General features: G+C 57.1%; 24 protein-coding genes. 23 read left to right on the top strand and 1 reads right to left on the bottom strand.

Translation table 11 applies throughout. From position 1 onward, the window contains the following. Positions 1–28 precede the first annotated feature (28 nt). Together LAO21_03420 and LAO21_03415 are read left to right on the top strand one after the other, a co-directional pair. Positions 29–322, top strand: coding sequence for a type II toxin-antitoxin system HigB family toxin (locus LAO21_03420; GenBank protein MBZ5551746.1), 294 nt, complete (start codon positions 29–31; stop codon positions 320–322). A 9-nt stretch (positions 323–331) separates the two neighbouring features. After that, entirely contained in the window at positions 332–697 is a 366-nt protein-coding gene (locus LAO21_03415; protein MBZ5551745.1) for a transcriptional regulator, read from the top strand. A gap of 78 nt (positions 698–775) precedes the next feature. Here the strand turns inward: LAO21_03415 and LAO21_03410 are convergent, their stop codons facing one another. Next, positions 776–994, bottom strand: coding sequence for a type II toxin-antitoxin system RelE/ParE family toxin (locus LAO21_03410; protein ID MBZ5551744.1), 219 nt, complete (start codon positions 992–994; stop codon positions 776–778). A gap of 42 nt (positions 995–1,036) precedes the next feature. Here LAO21_03410 and LAO21_03405 point away from each other — a divergent pair, with 42 nt between their 5' ends. From LAO21_03405 to LAO21_03305, 21 genes are all read left to right on the top strand, one after another. Continuing rightward, on the top strand, positions 1,037–1,720 hold the full coding sequence (locus LAO21_03405; GenBank protein ID MBZ5551743.1) for a hypothetical protein: 684 nt from the start codon (positions 1,037–1,039) through the stop codon (positions 1,718–1,720). Between the two features lie 429 nt (positions 1,721–2,149). Beyond that, entirely contained in the window at positions 2,150–2,770 is a 621-nt protein-coding gene (locus tag LAO21_03400) for an alpha/beta hydrolase (protein MBZ5551742.1), read from the top strand. A gap of 100 nt (positions 2,771–2,870) precedes the next feature. Next, positions 2,871–3,398, top strand: a complete 528-nt coding sequence (locus LAO21_03395; GenBank protein ID MBZ5551741.1) for a hypothetical protein — start codon at positions 2,871–2,873, stop codon at positions 3,396–3,398. 129 nt (positions 3,399–3,527) lie between these two features. Continuing rightward, entirely contained in the window at positions 3,528–3,917 is a 390-nt protein-coding gene (locus LAO21_03390) for a hypothetical protein (protein ID MBZ5551740.1), read from the top strand. Between the two features lie 101 nt (positions 3,918–4,018). Beyond that, positions 4,019–4,798, top strand: a complete 780-nt coding sequence (locus LAO21_03385) for a class I SAM-dependent methyltransferase (protein ID MBZ5551739.1) — start codon at positions 4,019–4,021, stop codon at positions 4,796–4,798. A 196-nt stretch (positions 4,799–4,994) separates the two neighbouring features. Further along, positions 4,995–5,852 carry a subclass B3 metallo-beta-lactamase gene (gene bla, locus LAO21_03380; protein ID MBZ5551738.1) on the top strand — a complete coding sequence of 286 codons (858 nt, stop codon included), beginning with the start codon at positions 4,995–4,997 and terminating at the stop codon, positions 5,850–5,852. A 104-nt stretch (positions 5,853–5,956) separates the two neighbouring features. Then, positions 5,957–6,382: a DUF1801 domain-containing protein gene (locus tag LAO21_03375; protein ID MBZ5551737.1), complete on the top strand. Its 426-nt coding sequence runs from the start codon at positions 5,957–5,959 to the stop codon at positions 6,380–6,382. A 178-nt stretch (positions 6,383–6,560) separates the two neighbouring features. Continuing rightward, on the top strand, positions 6,561–7,043 hold the full coding sequence (locus LAO21_03370; protein MBZ5551736.1) for a VOC family protein: 483 nt from the start codon (positions 6,561–6,563) through the stop codon (positions 7,041–7,043). Positions 7,044–7,207: 164 nt separating this feature from the next. Next, positions 7,208–7,669, top strand: coding sequence for a carboxypeptidase-like regulatory domain-containing protein (locus tag LAO21_03365; protein MBZ5551735.1), 462 nt, complete (start codon positions 7,208–7,210; stop codon positions 7,667–7,669). Between the two features lie 98 nt (positions 7,670–7,767). Next, positions 7,768–7,974 (top strand): AbrB/MazE/SpoVT family DNA-binding domain-containing protein, encoded by a 207-nt coding sequence (locus LAO21_03360; GenBank protein MBZ5551734.1) that lies wholly within the window; start codon positions 7,768–7,770, stop codon positions 7,972–7,974. Beyond that, complete coding sequence (locus LAO21_03355; protein MBZ5551733.1) at positions 7,971–8,348, top strand: type II toxin-antitoxin system VapC family toxin; 378 nt, start codon at positions 7,971–7,973, stop codon at positions 8,346–8,348. Before LAO21_03360 ends, LAO21_03355 begins: the two co-directional genes overlap by 4 nt. 144 nt (positions 8,349–8,492) lie before the next feature. Continuing rightward, positions 8,493–8,930 carry an SRPBCC family protein gene (locus LAO21_03350; protein MBZ5551732.1) on the top strand — a complete coding sequence of 146 codons (438 nt, stop codon included), beginning with the start codon at positions 8,493–8,495 and terminating at the stop codon, positions 8,928–8,930. A gap of 16 nt (positions 8,931–8,946) precedes the next feature. Then, entirely contained in the window at positions 8,947–10,596 is a 1,650-nt protein-coding gene (locus LAO21_03345) for a hypothetical protein (GenBank protein MBZ5551731.1), read from the top strand. A 145-nt stretch (positions 10,597–10,741) separates the two neighbouring features. Next, positions 10,742–11,509 (top strand): class I SAM-dependent methyltransferase, encoded by a 768-nt coding sequence (locus LAO21_03340; GenBank protein MBZ5551730.1) that lies wholly within the window; start codon positions 10,742–10,744, stop codon positions 11,507–11,509. A 23-nt stretch (positions 11,510–11,532) separates the two neighbouring features. Then, positions 11,533–11,685, top strand: coding sequence for a hypothetical protein (locus tag LAO21_03335; protein MBZ5551729.1), 153 nt, complete (start codon positions 11,533–11,535; stop codon positions 11,683–11,685). Between the two features lie 641 nt (positions 11,686–12,326). After that, on the top strand, positions 12,327–12,815 hold the full coding sequence (locus LAO21_03330; protein ID MBZ5551728.1) for a YcxB family protein: 489 nt from the start codon (positions 12,327–12,329) through the stop codon (positions 12,813–12,815). Positions 12,816–12,890: 75 nt separating this feature from the next. Then, a complete protein-coding gene (locus LAO21_03325) occupies positions 12,891–13,301 on the top strand; it encodes a hypothetical protein (protein MBZ5551727.1) in 411 nt (136 codons plus the stop codon). Positions 13,302–13,579: 278 nt separating this feature from the next. Beyond that, complete coding sequence (locus LAO21_03320; GenBank protein ID MBZ5551726.1) at positions 13,580–13,894, top strand: hypothetical protein; 315 nt, start codon at positions 13,580–13,582, stop codon at positions 13,892–13,894. 6 nt (positions 13,895–13,900) lie between these two features. Then, on the top strand, positions 13,901–14,548 hold the full coding sequence (locus LAO21_03315; GenBank protein MBZ5551725.1) for a class I SAM-dependent methyltransferase: 648 nt from the start codon (positions 13,901–13,903) through the stop codon (positions 14,546–14,548). Further along, entirely contained in the window at positions 14,545–15,654 is a 1,110-nt protein-coding gene (locus tag LAO21_03310; protein ID MBZ5551724.1) for a hypothetical protein, read from the top strand. Before LAO21_03315 ends, LAO21_03310 begins: the two co-directional genes overlap by 4 nt. Positions 15,655–15,785: 131 nt before the next feature. Beyond that, positions 15,786–16,265, top strand: coding sequence for a hypothetical protein (locus tag LAO21_03305; GenBank protein ID MBZ5551723.1), 480 nt, complete (start codon positions 15,786–15,788; stop codon positions 16,263–16,265). Positions 16,266–16,273: the final 8 nt, after the last annotated feature.

The raw sequence follows: 16,273 nt of genomic DNA, 5'->3' as shown, positions 1-16,273 counted from the left end.
CCATTTGGGAGCAGCATACAATATTCTCGTGCGAGTGATTGCTCTCAAGACCTTGCGACGCTTCTGGGAAAGGCATCCCCATGCACGGCAGGCGTTGCAGGCTTGGTATCAAGATGCCGTACATGCCACATGGAAATCACCAGCGGACCTCAAGAGCGTATATCGTAACGCCAGCATCCTCGCTAAGAACCGGGTCGTGTTCAATATTAAGGGCAACCAATACCGCCTGGTGGTGGCGGTACAGTATCAGTTTGGTATTGTTTACATCCGGTTTGTTGGGACCCATTCGGAGTGCGACAAGATTGATGGAAGCTTGATTTGAGGAGAGGGTATGAACGTCCGTCCTATCAAAACCGAGGCTGATTACACCGCTGCACTGGGGGAGATTAAGCGTCTCTTTGACTCGACGCCAAACACCCCCTCGGGAGATCGTTTGGAAGTGTTAACGACGCTGGTGGAGGCTTATGAACGACAGCATTACTCCATCCCCGCCCCGGATCCCATCGAAGCGATCCGTTATTACATGGAAAGTCGGGGGTTGTCCCGTCGTGATATTGAGCCTTACATAGGAAGCAGGGCGCGGGTGGCGGAGGTCCTCAACCGCAGGCGGCCCTTGTCATTGGAGATGATAAGGCGATTGCACGCAGGTCTCGACATTCCGGCCGAAATACTCATTCAACCCTACGTCGCCGCCTAACCCGCGCGTGGACCCGACCGGCGCGAGAAACACAAGCTCGCCGGGCGGGTGACGCGCCAGACCTTAGACCGACGTCGTTCATCGGTGCACTTCACGACGGTGACCGAGCTTCACGATAACGATCGAGCCTTCGTCGTCATGGATTGCATACAGGATGCGGTAATCGCGGTGACGAATACGGAATTTGTCCTGGCCGGACAGCTTTTCACAGCTGAATGGCCGTGCTTCGTTGCTGAGGTGTTGAATCCGATTCGCAATGTGCTTTCGAATCCTGGGGGGTAGGTCTTCCAACTCCATGGCAGCGGCAAACGGCAACATTTCCAAGGCCGAGGAAACCGGATGAGCAACGATTACATGTATGTGGATCCAAAGGTTCAGAAGATACGTAACCTATACGCGGACGTATTCACTGGGGGTTTCTATTCGTTGCCGGTGAGAAGACAGCTCGAGCTTCAGGCAGACAGGCTGACGGAAGCCCATCACAATCGAGATGATTCGGTCTGTTTTCAGATCGGTTCTTGGCACCCGGATTGGGTTGGAAAACCTGATGAATGGATCCTGAACCATGTTTTCAGTATCGACGATGGAAGAACCACCATCGCCAGGGAATACGGATTCAAGGACTGGAATGACGTGGATTCTATCGCTAACAGACGGTCGAATGTGCAGTTCGAGAAAGCCGTTAACACAATGCTTTCTGGAAATCTGTCCTTATTGAAGGGACTCATTGGAGAAACCCCTGAGTTGACTCGCGAGAGATCACAGTACGGCCACAGCGCGACGCTCCTGCATTATGCGGGTACCAACGGAGTGGAGTCATACAGGCAAGTTGTTCCATGGAATTTGGCCGAAATCGTGGATTTTCTAATTGCATCGGGAGCCGATCTGACTAGCAGGGCGAACATTTACGGAGGAAGTTCTCCCCGCGAACTATTCGAAACGAGCAAGCATTCGTACGCCTCAAATGTGCATAAGGATGTCATTACTCTCTTCAAAAAATATGAAGCTAGGCTTGGCCGCTGAATCCCTGGCTTATGAACACGCTGCCCAGCCAAGCGATGGAGCCGGCGGAAAAGGCGTGCGGCTCATCGTCAAGCCTTTAGGCGAACGAGCCCGCCGCCTTGCGAAAGTGGCGACAGGCACCAATTAAACGCGTCTTGCGAAAGGAATGTGCAACCCGAGGCACTGAAAAACATGAGCATTCCCGCGCATCCTGATATTCCCAAGGTAATGGAGAGATCCACCGCATGTCGTTCCCTCAAATTAATAAAAGTCTTAGTTTGCTACTGATTGTAACCGGTCTAGGGCTGTCGAATGCCGCGCAGGCCGCCCATTTAGGAATCCCAATTGCCCCGGCAATTCAAGAAACACGCTTTGTCACCCTGGGTGGCATCGAGCAGTGGATCACAATTCGCGGTGCGAGTCGCGCCAATCCCGTCCTATTGATCGTGCATGGCGGGCCAGGTGACGCGCAGTCTTCTTTGCCGTCCGGATTTGTTTGCCGCCTATATTGGCACGGGACAGGTAGGAAGCTGGCGGGCCAACATTCAAGCGCAGTTCGATTTTCTTCTCGCCAAAGCACGCGCCGATGATGACCGCATGAGGGTAGAGCAATTGCAGGCGATTGGCACGCCGGACCCAACCAACGCGGCGCAGTATTTTTCCTGGTGGAGGATGCGCAACCCCTATATGTCACCCGATGATGGCAGGTGGTTTGAAGAACTGGGGCAGATTGTTCGATCAAATCCGGAGTTTACTGAAGAGTATATGAAAACGCTGGGCGACGGCATGAGCTACTCCGGGCGCACCACGCTTAGTGCGATGCTGGCCACCGAGTTGCCAACCACCGCCAATACATTCAAGGTGCCGTTTTTCGTGATTCAGGGCAAAGAAGACATGGTCACGCCCACATCGGTAGCGGTGGAATATTATAATGTCGTGAAAGCGCCGAAGAAGAAACTCATTCTCATTGAGCATGCGGGTCATTTTGCGATCGTCACGCATCGCGAGGAATTCTTAGCGGCACTTGTTAAAGATGTCCGACCCCTGGCGATAAAGAGCGAGCGACCCTAAGAGTTACCCTTGGCGCAATGACAGCGCGGGGAATTCAAGAGCCTAACCCGCGCGTGCACCCGTCGTTCGGCGTCAGTTCGATCACTCTGGGAGAGTTGTGATGCAATCTGCACTTGACCAGCGGGATATGCTGCTTGCCGCGTGGAGAACCAACAACCGCGTCACCGTCTTCCTCTTCGAGCATTTACCCTCCGAGCTATGGGGAGCCACCGTGCCGGGGGCGCCCCGACGAACCGTGCGGATGATTGCCGGGCACATCCACAATGCGCGGTGCATGTGGATCAAGACGTTAGGCAAGGAACACGGCATCGCGGTGCCGCGAGCCGTCAATCGACACCAGGTTGGACCGAAGGAGCTGATTCCAGCACTGAGTCACAGCAGCCGCGGCATTCTCAGTTTGCTGACGCTCGGTTGTGACCGAGGCGGCGTGATCCCCGCCTCCTCGTCGTATATCTGGCGAAACCTTCCCCTCGACGTCGGGCATGTCCTAACCTATTTCGTCGCTCATGAAGGTCATCATCGCGGTCAGATTGTCATGCTCGCCCGACAGCTGGGCTATCGCTTGCCCGCCGAGATTACGGGTGGCCTTTGGCAGTGGTCAAGGCGCGCCAAGGAGGCCCGGGGCTAGCTTTCGCTCACGCCGAACCAATCGTTGGACCGGAGCGCGGGGAGCGGGTTTCTCAACTAGACTGATTGAATCGACGGTTGAAGGTAGTCGCCGCGCCCGGTCAACTCTGACATTAGGCTGTTCAAAGCCATGACCGAGATCGAATTGATCGAAGCCATCCGCGCAGATGTGGCCGTCCACGGGAAGGCCACACCAACTGCTCTGCATATGATCGAAGAGGGTCTCAAGATTTTCCCGCAGTCGGCGCGCCTATGGATCCTGCGTGGTGACCTGATCCAGCTGAGTGACGAAGAAGCTCCTTATTCGCCCGAGGATGCCCTTATGAGTTACCATACGGCGTTGGAATATGAACCGAGCAGCATTGAGGCACACGAGTCGATTGGGCGCTTCCTTGATGCGGTCTTGGACAAACCCGCGGAAGCTGAGCCATATTTCCGAAAGGCGATCTTGCTCGGCGGGAGCGAGACAGCCGAAGAGGGTCTGGCACAAGTCCTGGAACAGCTTGGGCGTGTGGAGTAATGGCTCGTCGTATCAGGCTAACCCGAGCGTGCACTCGACCGGCTCAAAGAGCAAAAGCACGCCGTCAGGTGACACGCTGGACGTTAGGCTGACGAGACTCTATGACCCGAGATCCCAGGGCTGAAGTTGCCAGGTTTTATGACTTAGATCGGGAGCCGCTGAACGACGTCCCTTTTTATGTCTCGCGCCTCAGCCATGAGAACGCCAGTGTCCTCGATCTGGGGTGCGGGACAGGCCGGGTCACTCTGCCCCTGTCCCGTTTCTGCCGCTTCATTCATGGGATCGAACTCTCGGAGGCGATGTTGTCGATCTGCCGTGCAAAGCTGTCAGAGGCAGCGATCCCTCCCCATCGGGCCGTCGTGGAACTCGGCGACATCACCCAATTGGATTTGGGGAGGACATTCGATCTGATCATCGCCCCGTACCGCGTGCTGCAGAATCTGGTAACCGATGAAGACGTGGCCGGGTTGTTCCATGGTATTGGGACCCATCTTTCGGCGGGCGCCACGTGTATACTCAACGTCTTCAACCCACGGTACCCGAATCGCGAAGCGCTTGTTCGCGCCTGGTCGGATCCCGTGGAGGTTCTTGACTGGGAGGTCGCCACGGGTACCGAGGTCGTAACTTGTCACCATCGGAAGGGGAAGGTCGACCCGGAGAATCTGGTCATTTACCCGGATTTGATCTATCGTGTTCGCAATGGAGGCGAGTTGGCGGAGACCGTTGTTTTCAACTTGGCAATGCGGTGCTACTTCCCTGGGGAATTTGAGCGTCTCATCACGGGGCACGGGTTTGAGATCATCGGTCGATGGGGCGGCTACGGCGGCGAGGCCTACGGGACCGGCCCCGAACTTGTGGTTCAGTTTCGCGCGGCGGCCTAAACACCCGCGGCGGTGGATGAACACTTTTCGGTGCCGGCTTCGCCGCGTTGGTTGTACTGTGCTTGCCGCTGCGCTTCGACGTCAGGCCGCAGTAATCAACGACGCAGCCGACGAACTCCGCAAACGAGAGGGTTTCGGCCGCGTGGAGGTGTAAAACGTGACCCAACACTACAACCGGTCCCGTGTAACGAACGTTCTGTTAGGGACGTTGCTGGCGGTCTTCGCTTTCGCTGGCAACTCGATCGCGCAGAACGACCCGGAGTGGACTGAGCCCTTTCCCCCGTTCCGCATCGCTCAAAACCTGTACTATGTCGGAAGCAAAGGCCTCGCGAACTATTTGATCACGACTCCGAAGGGGCACATCCTTATCAATAGTGATCTCGAAGCCAACGTTCCGCTCCTTCGAGCCAGCGTCGAGAAGCTGGGATTTAATTTCAATGACATCAAGATCCTTTTGATCAGCCATGCGCACTTTGACCACGATGCAGGCAGCGCGTTGATCAAACAGATCACCGGGGCCAAGTACATGGTGATGGACGCCGATGTCCCTGTGGTCGAATCGGGAGGCAAGGGTGATTTTCAATATGGCAACGCGGCGACCTCTCTCTACGCGGCCACGAAGGTAGACCGCGTCCTGCATGACGGCGATATAGTGAAGCTTGGAAATGCGGTGCTCGTCGCGCATCTCACCCCCGGACACACAAAGGGCTGCACGACATGGACGATGAAGGTGAGGGAAGGCGGGAAGACTTACAACGTTGTAATCATTGGCAGCCCGAACGTGAACGACGGGTACAAACTCGTCGCCAACTCCCTCTATCCTCGGATCGCCCAAGACTATGAACGCACGTTCCGAGTACTGAGATCCTTGCCTTGCCATTACTTTCTCGGCGCCCACGGCAGCTACTTCGACATGGAAACCAAATACGCGCGGCTGAAAGAAGGCGTCCTGACGGCATTCATCGATCCCGAGGGCTACAAGAAGTACGTGACCCAAAGAGAGCAAGCCTTTCGAGCGATCTGGGCGAAGCAAAAAGCCGTTGAGGTTCCATAGAGTGCGATCGCCCGATAGGCGACGCCCCGTGCGGGTTAACAAGGCGCTGCAGACCGACGGGCGGCTGAGCGCCAGGCCGTCAGGCCCTGAGAAAGGATTACTCCATGGCAGAAAACAAAACCAAACCGACAAAGAGCAGTGTGACGGCTTTCTTGAACAAAATCAAAGACGATCCTTTGCGAGCCGATTGCTTTGCCATTCTTGAAATCATGCAGAAGGTCTCGAAATGTGAACCTGTCCTGTGGGGAAGCGCCATCATCGGGTTTGGAACATATCACTATGTTTATGAGAGCGGACGAGAAGGAGACACTGTCATGATCGGCTTCGCGCCCAGAAAACAGAACATCAGCATCTATTTGATGGGCGGACTGAATAAAGTTGAGGATGAACTTTCCAAGCTCGGGAAGTACAAAAGGGGCAAAGGATGCCTGTATCTTAAATCGCTGAGCGATGTGAATGCAGAGGTTCTCAAGAAGATCTTTGCCAAGGCTTTTAAAGAAGCCCAACGTAAAAGCGCGCACACGAGCTGACCCGTCGCTCTGGCGGACGTGGCGAGGACGGCTGCAATTTCGTCATCGAGCGTTGAGAAATCCAAGTACAACATAGTCAGCGGAATTCATCCGCGAATTGATCAAAGGTGGGTCCGTATCACAACATCGGCATGCCGCGCCGCTCCAATCCGTTAGATGGACTATAAGGAGAACACCGATGCGAAATGCGATTTTGGCCATGACCGTAGCCCTAACTCTCATGACCGGACAGCTTCAGTCAAGTCCCCCCAAGTCGGCCCCGGCGGACGTCGGCCCCGGCCGTATCGCCTGGTTCGACATCACCACGACCAATCTACCGCAATCCAAGGAGTTCTACGGCAAGCTCTTCGATTGGAAATTTACCCCGGTGCAGGGAACTGATCAGGCGGTCGAGATTGTCGCGGGTGGCGCGGCGATCGGGACGCTGCGAGTTGCGGAAGGCAAGATCAGCGGGTTCAACGGAGTGGTCTATGTTCAGGTGACCGACATCCAGGCCAGCTGCAAGAAGTCGAAGGAGCTGGGGGGAACCGTCGTCCCCGGGTTCCCCTTCAACCTGCCGGACGGCACCGGCGCCATCGCCCTCGTCCTCGATCCGGCTGGCCATCCGGTTGGTATGTACTCCAGAACGCCTCTCGCGCCGGCAGTGCCCCCGGCCAAGTGACGATTCCGTCTCGATCCGGAAAGCCTGGCCCAGGGTGACACGATCCCCCGGGGATAAGGCTGGCTGGCGTCGAGTGGCGACATCAAACCGCGCATGCACCCGACCAGCCCAAAGAGCGGAGTCCCGGATGACGCGTTGGTCGTTAGGCGGACGAGAGCAAAGTCATGTCAAGGTGGCTGAGTGCGGTGCTAGTCTTGTTCCTGTTGGGACTCGGTGGATGTTTCCGTCACGGCAATACCGGTGTTGGAGCCGGCTATTCCCGTTTTGGCGACCGTGAATTTGGCGGGAGGTATGCTGGCTTTGTAAAATCACCCATCGAACATATCATCGCAGAGACGCCGGAGCCGATCATTGTCCGGAGGATTGGCGGTATTATCCGTTCTGAAGGGGGCGAGTGGCCGGCATGGGTTGAGGTTATTTTTGAGATTCGAGGCCCGGGTACTGTAACAAAGATCAGAGGTGTTCTTGCTGACCAACAAGGGAGATTCAAGATGGGATCCTTGCCTTCGGGTAGTTACTCATTCAAAGCGACTGCGAACGGTTGGCAGTCGGTCGTGGGCACTATAATCGTTTCAAAAGATGCGAAACCGGGCCAAGTCGATCTTTTAATGCCCCTCGGCCGATAGCCATCGGTACCGCCCAATCGGTCGGGAATGATTATTGACACCCGAAATCAGTATCGATACCATATTCGTATTACGGATTGTCAATCGATGGAGGTCTCATGGGAACAGTCACGATTTCACCGAAGTTTCAGGTGGTCATCCCCCGATTGATTCGGGAGCAGTTGAGTCTATCCCCGGGGCAAAAGATCCAGGCCATCGCGTATGGTAACCGAATCGAACTGATCCCCCTTCGGCCCATCAAGGAAATGCGAGGTTTTCTGAAAGGAATCGACGCCAAAGTGGAGCGAGAGGCGGATCGGCTATGAATGTTGTCGACTCGAGTGCGTGGCTGGAGTACTTTGCCAATGGTCCCAACGCCTCCTTCTTCGCTTCCGCCATCGAACAGACAGAAGACCTTCTGGTGCCTTCCTTGACGCTCTACGGAGTTTTCAAACGAGTCCTTACACAGCGAGACGAAGGTCAAGCACTGCAGGCCGTGGCGGTTATGCAGCAAGGCACCGTGGTTGATCTTGACTCCCGCACTGCTTTGGAAGCGGCCCGGATCAGCCACGAGGCCAAATTGCCGATGGCAGACAGCATTATTTTGGCCACTGCGCGGGTGCACGATGCGACTCTGTGGACACAAGATGCAGACTTTAAGGGGCTGGCGGGCGTCCAGTATCGGAAACGAAAACCCTAATCTCTCACGGTCTATCCCGCGCGTCCACCCGACCGGCGCAAGGAACAAGAACGCGCCGTCGGATGACGCGCTGTTCGTTATCTGCTCAAAGGAGTCAGTATGGACAATCTCCAGCTTAAGCAGTTGCCGATTGCGAAGACCGGGATGCTTATCCGCAAGCCGGTCGCCGAGGTGTTCGAGGCCGTGGTCAACCCGGACATCACGACGAAATTCTGGTTCACCAAAAGCAGCGGAAGGCTCGAGGCGGGCAAGCAGGTTCAATGGGACTGGGAAATGTATGGCATCTCGATCCCGGTGACTGCGAAGATTATCGAACCGAACCAGCGCATTGTCTTCGAGTGGCCGGGACACACGAGTCCCACCACCGTGGAATGGCTGTTTGCGCCCCAAAAGGATGGCACAACGTTCGTCAGTATCACGCACGCCGGCTTTACGGGCGACGGGGACGAACTCGTGAAACAGGTGACCGACTCGACTCAAGGGTTCTCTTTGGTGCTCGCGGGCCTCAAAGCGCTTCTTGAGCACAACGTCCGGCTGAATCTTGTGGCGGATCGTTATCCCAAAGGGATCGAAGAACACTAACCTAAGGAACCCAGCAATGCATTCCAGGCTCTATCGTTCCCTTTGGCGCTCTGCCGTGGTGTTGGCGCTGGTCCTGTTTGCCAGCGTCCCATCCGGGGCAACTCAGGTACCGCCGCACGCTCGGCACGACCTGGGGACGGTAAACTTCCCGGTCTCCTGCTCCAAACAAGCACAGGTGGAATTCAATCGAGCGACCTTGTTGCTTCACCACATGACCTACCCGCAGGCCAGGGAAGTATTCGAGCAGGTCGCCAGGGCCGATCCGCGGTGTGCGATGGCGCACTGGGGGATCGCGATGACTCTGTTTCAACCGCTCTGGCCCACGCGGCCGAGTTCCGAGGACCTCCGACACGGATGGAATGAAGTGGAGAAGGCAAAGGCGCTGGAGCCGCCCACGAAGCGGGAGCGCCTCTTCGTGGCTGCCGCGGAGGCGTTCTTCCGCGAGCCCGCGTCGTCCGATTATTGGCAGCGAATCCGTCGGTGGGAGGAGGCAATGGAAGCGGTGTACCTCGCATACCCGCATGACCCCGAGGCGGCGTCCTTCTACGCACTGGCGCTTCTCGCCACCGCACCTTCCGATAGCGTCTCGCGCGAGCACTCCGAGCGCGCTGCCAGGCTACTCCTGGCGGTGTACAAGCAGAACCCTGAGCACCCGGGGGCCATGCACTACTTGATACATGCCAATGATGTGCCAGGCCGGGAGAGAGAATCGCTGGAGATCGTCCGCAAGTATGAGACGGTCGCTCCCCACAACCCCCATGCGCTTCACATGCCGACCCACATTTATACCCGCCTCGGAGACTGGGACCGAGTGATACGGGGAAACCTGCAAGCTGCGGAGGCCGCCCTGAAATATCCCGCCGGCGACCATGGGGAGTTCGTTTGGGACGAGTTTCCACACGCCATTGAATACCTCATCTATGCCTATCTGCAGAAAGGTGCGGGCAATGAAGCCGCTGAGCAGTTGAAACGATTGCGAGGAATGGCACAACTGGAACCCACCTTCAAAACAGCCTTTCACCTGGCTTCCACCCAGGCGCGATATGCCTTGGAGCGACGGGCCTGGAGCGAAGCGGCAATGCTGGTTCCCCGCGACCCCCCGATCCTTAACTGGGACCGTTTTACGTGGCCAGAGGCTGTCACGTGGTTTGCCCGCGGTCTCGGGGCGGCGCACTTGGGAAAGGTCGACGAGGCTCAACGGGCCGCCAGGCGTCTGGAGGAGCTCGAAACTTCAGCCGGCAAGACAGGCGAGGATCTCTTTGCGCGCCAAATTCGAATTCTTCGTCTTGAGGTAGGGGCATGGCTCGCGCACGCAAGCGGAGACAGCGAATCAAGCGTGGCGCTGTTGCGACAGGCTGCCGAGCTTGAGGTTTCAACCCCCAAGCCCGCCGTGACTCCCGCCCCCACTTTACCCGCTTTTGAACTCTTGGGAGACCTTCTTCTGGAGCAGAAGCATCCCGTGGAGGCGCTCGCAGCCTACAAGCGGTCACTGGATCCATACCCGAGGCGCTTCAATAGCCTGCTGGGGGCTGCGCGGGCGGCACGCGCGAGCGGCGACGAGTCCCAGGCCCACTCATTCTATCGGGGGCTTCTTGGGGTTGCCGATAACGGCACGAGGCTCGTCCCGCTCGAAGAGGCTCGTCAATTCGAGTCGCGGAAACACTGATGTGCGGCACACGGGAGGGGTTTCCCGCGGCCTCGCCGCCGTGTATGCCATACACAGGGATCGCACCTTCACACTACGAGACAAAAGCGCAAAGGAGGTTCGGGGATGAACGCCGCGCGTTAGATGAGTCGAGGCGGCAGGACACATGTCCACAGAAAAGTTCTACGACGATCTCGTCCCTTATTATGATCTGATCTTCCCCGACTGGAACGAAAGCATGGCCCGTCAGGGCGACGCCCTGGCTCGGGTCATACGCGAGGGTCTTCACCAGTCCGCTGGCGCATCACCCCGTGTGCTCGACGCCGCGGCGGGTATCGGTACGCAGGCGTTGCCGCTTGCGGCACGGGGATTCCGGGTCACTGCCCGCGATCTGTCTCCTCAGGCGATTGCACGGCTTACCCGTGAGGCGGCCGCTCGAGGACTCTCACTGGACGCGGGCGTTGCGGATATGCGTGCCGTCGGGGCGACGGTGAACGATCGCTTCGACGCCGTGCTCTGCTGCGACAACTCACTGCCGCATCTGCTGACGGACGCCGACATCGCCGCCGCTTTCTCCGAATTCCAGGCGGTGCTCATCGAGGGTGGCGTGTGCGTGTGCTCTGTGCGGGACTATGATCGCATCGACCACGTCGGCACGACGCAACACAAATACGGCGAGCGCCGGCGTGGTGAGCAGGTCTTTCATCTGTGGCAGCAGTGGCGCTGGATCAATCGAACGCATTACGACGTAACGTTCGTCATCGAGGAACAGATGGCTTATGGCCCCATCGAGCGGGTTCGAACCGTAACCCGGTACTATGCGATCGGGATCCCGCGGCTGCTTGAACTCATGGCCGCGGCCGGGTTCACGTCGTGCCGGCGGATGGATGACATCTTCTATCAGCCGTTGCTGATCGGACAGCGAGCCAACTAAACTGGGCTGGTTGCCGCGTGGGCGTGCATGCAAGAGTCGTGGATTCGGGAGTAGCAGGACTGATTATGCGGACCGCCTATCTCGTGTTGGGTAGGAATCTGTGGGCTTGCATCCTGGCCCGCGGGTTCATCGATACGGTTGCGGTCGTCGTATTGTTCTTCGTCTTGGCGTCCTGATCAGTCAGTCGTGAAGGACTTGCAGCAGCACCCTTCCAGTCAGAGGCCCGTAGGACCGCCAAATTGTAGAGGCCCGGGCCGCCAGATTGTAGAGGCCCGGAGGGCCGTCAGATTGTAGAGGCCCGGAGGGCCGCCAGATTGTAGAGGCCCGGAGGGCCGTCAGATTGTAGAGGCCCGGAGGGCCGTCAGATTGTAGAGGCCCGGAGGGCCGTCAGATTGTAGAGGCCCGGAGGGCCGCCAGATTGTAGCCCCGTCTGAGCCCCGCGATTTTTCTTTTTGCGGGGCGAGGGCGGGGTAAGTGTCCAAAAATGTCTTGAGCCCCGGAGGGGTGAAAGAGTTGCTTCGTTGTCTAGTATATCAACAGTTCACTTAAGCAGAGTTTCATCTTAAGAAATGCCCAATTGAATGGGAAGTTTCAGCTCGGGTCTCCTTGACTGCACGGTATCGAGATGTCACCCCATGATGTAAGCTAAGGTCCTAACTACGGTTCGGCCGTGATTCGCAGACGGTCGATATTGAAATAATTAGCGCAGTAATACTCGCCGAATCGACGGCGCAGTAGGCGGATTGAAAACCAATGTTCCGGAGAATATGAGGATCCATCCATTTATTGTTAGGTGAACCATGTGAGGGGGGGAGAAATGACTCCAATCAAGCTGCACTACACAGAAGCGCTCATCCGTAAAGCCGTCAGACTTTTTTGGTGGCGCACGATTGGCTGGCGCTTCGTCGCGGCGTTCCTGCTGGTTCTCGCATCCTTTGTTGGATTGCTCTGGAACGGGGATCGCTCGTGGGTGGTGGGTCTTCTTGGTGCAGTGCTTGCTTTGGCCGTCGCCTTCTCTGGCGCCTTGTATGGGATCCATTACCGGGCCTCGTTGGGTCGTCTGCGGCGGATGCGCGTGCCCGAGGCGACCTTAGAATTGGGGGAGGAGTCGTTCCGGATGTGCTCCGACGCGGGAACGTCTGAACTGGCGTGGAGTGCAGTGACCGGGATATGGTCGTTTCCAGAGTTCCTTCTCGTCTTTCTTTCACGCGCCCAATTCATCACGATCCCGACGACGGATATCGACACGGGCATTTGTGAGTTCATCGTAGGCAAGGCCAGGGCACATGAGGCAAAGGTCGCCTAACAAAACCGTTGCAGCAGACGGTCGCCTTCGGCGCCCGCCGCTCGACGGCAAATCATTAGCCGAACGAGGGCACAAATGGGGGAGCGTCGCGTGACTCGTCGCCTGCGTACGATAGTCCTTGCAGCGGGCATCTTGCCCTGCTGTAGTCAACCTGCCTTTGCTCTTCGCTTCGTTAAGTTCGAGGTGTCGATCAACGGCAGGGTGGTGCTGGAAGCCTCTACGGGAGACGAGGGCAAGGACGCCGATACCGTGTGGCGGTATCTGAAGCAACTGGAGCTTCGGCCGGTCAAAGGATACAAGTTGGAGCCGGATGGTGGTGAACCATGGAAAGCGACACTGAAAGGCAAGGTGGTCATCGATGCCCCGTACGGAGGCCGGGCTGAGATCCAGGAGTTGAAGCTCGTCCGGGAGAAGGACGGCGCACCGTGGAAAGTTGCTCCGGCAGAGGTCGAGCGCACGTTCAAGGTTCGCACGAAGCCGAAGTAGCCGAGTACCGGACTCCGACCTCCTGGCCAAGTGGACGACCCGGCAGGCAGCCCCATCACCGTGTGGAAATGGCTTCGATCCATGGCTGAGTCGCAACACTGCCTCGTGCATCCATAGGATCACTGCCTCCGAGGCTGACTCGACTTTCACTTAGAAAGGAACCAAAATTGTTTTGTCCAAATCCAGAATGTCCAGACCTCGAGGGTTCTGATACTCCGAGCGAATATGTGGACGGCATTACAAAATGCCCGATCTGTGGGACTTGGTTGGTCGACCAGATGCCGAAGATTCAATCTCCGGCAGATCAGCCGGACTCTGAGATGGACAATACTGACATTGAATCCTCTAACGAGTTGACCGATCGCGAGCTGTCAGAGGAGCTTGTTGTCGTCGCCAGCTTCAACTATCGTCAGGATGCTGATCTGGCAAAGTCATTTCTTAATTCAAATGGAATAGAGGTGTTTGAATCCGGAGATGATCTCGGTGGCTGGAATCCCGGATTAGGCTTTGGCGCACGAACCCGGTTGCTCGTTTTCAAGAGTAATGCGGATAAGGCGATTGCCTTGCTGGATGAAGCTGAGAAACCCGAGTAAGACGCTATGAAAAAAATCGAAGACAGCTCGACCCTCTCTTGGGATGCCGTGGCGAAAGACTGGGTGCGGCACGCCGACCAAAATGACTACCGGATTTACTTCCTTCTGCCCCTCACTCTCGAGTGGCTGGGCGATGTAAAGGGCGCGCACATCCTCGACCTCGGTTGCGGAGAGGGAGGTTACAGCCGGGAGCTCGCGGTCCGGGGCGCCAAGGTGGTCGGCGTTGATGGCAGCGCGCAGCTCGTCGCCACGGCGGAGCAGACAGCGCGGGCGGCGGGCCTTCAGATTGAATACATCTGTGCAAACGCCAGCTCGCTTGAGCCGATTGCGCCCGCCTCCTTCGAGATCGTCCTGGCGTCGATGGTGTTAATGGACGTGGAGGATTACCCCGGTGCCATCGAGGAAATCTGGCGTATCCTTGTGCCCGACGGCAGGTTGCTGATGAGTATTACGCATCCGTGCTTTTCGTCGCCGACGTCGGAGTGGGTTCGAACGGAAAGCGCATTCCGTATTTTCTTTTCATGGAGTGGCGCAAGCCCGGCGGCTCGTCTGATCCTGGAGCTCCGAGGAAAGACGCACCGGGCTGACCGAAATAGAGTTGGGCGCTTTAGCTGCAAAGGCGGACGCAAGTTGAATGGAGGTGGACACCAATGAGAAGAGTGCCTGGGCTGGCGCTGGTCCTCTGCTGTTTGATATCGGGCAGTGTCGCATTCGCTCAAGAATCAGCCAAGTCCAAGATCGTCAGGTTTGACGACTTTGATTTTTCGCAATTCGTGACTTCATCCGGACAGAGCCCGCAACAGATAACAAGACTCGATAATAATGGCGAGATTTTGCTGGCTTGCGTCAAGGGAATAACAAGAGACCAGCTTCGGGCCTCGGGTGTTCGGTTCGTTGAAAGCCAGATCGAGCTGCTCAAGACATGGCGGTTGCTGGAGGAAGAGAAAACTGTTCTCAAAACGGCGCTCCCTATCCTTGATGCTCAGATGTCGGAGCGGCTGAGGGGAGCCACCCAGGCAGTAGTGCCCGCGCTGAGTCGACGGCTGGAGCCCGAAATCGTCAGGTTGGTCAATACTCTGGACGCCCTGGGGCGCAAGAAGAATGCCTACACGATTCTCTTCTCTTATGTCCTGGACGACCTGGTTTGGGAACAGTTCAGATCGCGCGGGTTGTTAGGACGACGGGAGATTACAGCCGAAACGCCCCTTTGGGCCGGCGAGGTGTGGGCAGTGTATCCGCCGCGCGCCTTCGCGATGGGAACAAATTCCGTTTCGGACAAGGGAGTTTCTCTGAAGGTAAACTGGACCGAACGGGCCATCCCAAAGATGATGCCGTTCGTTGCTGACATAAAGACTTTCCTCCGGATGTTCGACGACTATGTTGAAAAAGGACGTGTGGAGGATGAGCACGCCCGGAAAGTCTTCGGCCCGTTTGACCTCTTCGACCAAACAGGGCGCTTCACGGTTCCGATCATCAAAGCCGATGGCAGTGATCCCCTGTACCAGTTGAGTCAAGCCATTGCAGGACGGATCGCCGAAAGCGTCCCCGATCTTCTCAGGCTCAGCTCTCTCAGCAAAGAATTCGGTTTCCGCGATGACAAGCAGGCGCTGGTCATCGTGTACCACGAGCTCATGTGGGACTTCATGGACCATTTGGAGAGCGCTGGGATCGTGCATAAACCGGTCGCATTCGTGGAGCCGGATAAATCAAGGCCAGCAGACATTGCTGACTTGGTATTCATCGTGAGGAAGGCGCCGTAAATCATCATGCCTGGCGTGGAAAATGGAGTGATCAGCAAGTTGCTGACGCGGACCGCCTGGGGGCAACCTGATCATTACTTACCGGGCTGGGGGAAGACGGCAGCCTGGACTCTGCGTTAGGGAAGAGTGCCATGAACTGGACGGAAGCAGATTTCGATCGACTCTCCTGGCACGACTGTCACCTCTGGGGGATCGAGCTTCGAGCCGGGGATCCGGACGAGGCGGACTGGACCAGCGATCTGGCGTTCGACATCGATTTTATTGTCGAATGGATTTGCGGTGTCGGCGAAGCTGGACAGTTCCGCGTGGCGCCGGCAACCCTCGTGTTCCACGGGGTCACGGATCCGAAGATTGCAATCGACTGGGGGCGTTCGGGCTTTCAGGTCTCACTCCATCCCGTGTCGATCGACCATGTCGAACGCGAACTGGTTCAGGATCAGAAGGTGTACCTCGACCGACCGTATTACCGTTGGAGGGTTCAGCTCAACTGGCCCGCCTCAAGCGAGATCACCTTTGGCGCCGTTGGCTTCACACAGACGCTGCGCGCGGAACCTGTCTTGACTGAAAAGCAATGCCTGTCGACGCGCGAGAGGAACCGGCTAACGAGATGAGGAGCCAG

Source organism: Terriglobia bacterium, assembly GCA_020073085.1.
Classification (GTDB): domain Bacteria; phylum Acidobacteriota; class Terriglobia; order JAIQFV01; family JAIQFV01; genus JAIQFV01.
This window is presented reverse-complemented; position numbering and strand designations above follow the sequence as displayed.

Bases quoted from the DNA above. Each gene is read 5' to 3' on its own strand.
- LAO21_03415 (MBZ5551745.1), top strand. From the start codon at position 332: ATGAACGTCCGTCCTATCAAAACCGAGGCTGATTACACCGCTGCACTG.
- LAO21_03410 (MBZ5551744.1), bottom strand. From the start codon at position 994: ATGGAGTTGGAAGACCTACCCCCCAGGATTCGAAAGCACATTGCGAAT.
- LAO21_03405 (MBZ5551743.1), top strand. From the start codon at position 1,037: ATGAGCAACGATTACATGTATGTGGATCCAAAGGTTCAGAAGATACGT.
- LAO21_03400 (MBZ5551742.1), top strand. From the start codon at position 2,150: ATGGCGGGCCAGGTGACGCGCAGTCTTCTTTGCCGTCCGGATTTGTTT.
- LAO21_03395 (MBZ5551741.1), top strand. From the start codon at position 2,871: ATGCAATCTGCACTTGACCAGCGGGATATGCTGCTTGCCGCGTGGAGA.
- LAO21_03390 (MBZ5551740.1), top strand. From the start codon at position 3,528: ATGACCGAGATCGAATTGATCGAAGCCATCCGCGCAGATGTGGCCGTC.
- LAO21_03385 (MBZ5551739.1), top strand. From the start codon at position 4,019: ATGACCCGAGATCCCAGGGCTGAAGTTGCCAGGTTTTATGACTTAGAT.
- LAO21_03375 (MBZ5551737.1), top strand. From the start codon at position 5,957: ATGGCAGAAAACAAAACCAAACCGACAAAGAGCAGTGTGACGGCTTTC.
- LAO21_03370 (MBZ5551736.1), top strand. From the start codon at position 6,561: ATGCGAAATGCGATTTTGGCCATGACCGTAGCCCTAACTCTCATGACC.
- LAO21_03365 (MBZ5551735.1), top strand. From the start codon at position 7,208: ATGTCAAGGTGGCTGAGTGCGGTGCTAGTCTTGTTCCTGTTGGGACTC.
- LAO21_03360 (MBZ5551734.1), top strand. From the start codon at position 7,768: ATGGGAACAGTCACGATTTCACCGAAGTTTCAGGTGGTCATCCCCCGA.
- LAO21_03355 (MBZ5551733.1), top strand. From the start codon at position 7,971: ATGAATGTTGTCGACTCGAGTGCGTGGCTGGAGTACTTTGCCAATGGT.
- LAO21_03350 (MBZ5551732.1), top strand. From the start codon at position 8,493: ATGCTTATCCGCAAGCCGGTCGCCGAGGTGTTCGAGGCCGTGGTCAAC.
- LAO21_03345 (MBZ5551731.1), top strand. From the start codon at position 8,947: ATGCATTCCAGGCTCTATCGTTCCCTTTGGCGCTCTGCCGTGGTGTTG.
- LAO21_03340 (MBZ5551730.1), top strand. From the start codon at position 10,742: ATGTCCACAGAAAAGTTCTACGACGATCTCGTCCCTTATTATGATCTG.
- LAO21_03330 (MBZ5551728.1), top strand. From the start codon at position 12,327: ATGACTCCAATCAAGCTGCACTACACAGAAGCGCTCATCCGTAAAGCC.
- LAO21_03325 (MBZ5551727.1), top strand. From the start codon at position 12,891: ATGGGGGAGCGTCGCGTGACTCGTCGCCTGCGTACGATAGTCCTTGCA.
- LAO21_03320 (MBZ5551726.1), top strand. From the start codon at position 13,580: ATGCCGAAGATTCAATCTCCGGCAGATCAGCCGGACTCTGAGATGGAC.
- LAO21_03315 (MBZ5551725.1), top strand. From the start codon at position 13,901: ATGAAAAAAATCGAAGACAGCTCGACCCTCTCTTGGGATGCCGTGGCG.
- LAO21_03310 (MBZ5551724.1), top strand. From the start codon at position 14,545: ATGAGAAGAGTGCCTGGGCTGGCGCTGGTCCTCTGCTGTTTGATATCG.
- LAO21_03305 (MBZ5551723.1), top strand. From the start codon at position 15,786: ATGAACTGGACGGAAGCAGATTTCGATCGACTCTCCTGGCACGACTGT.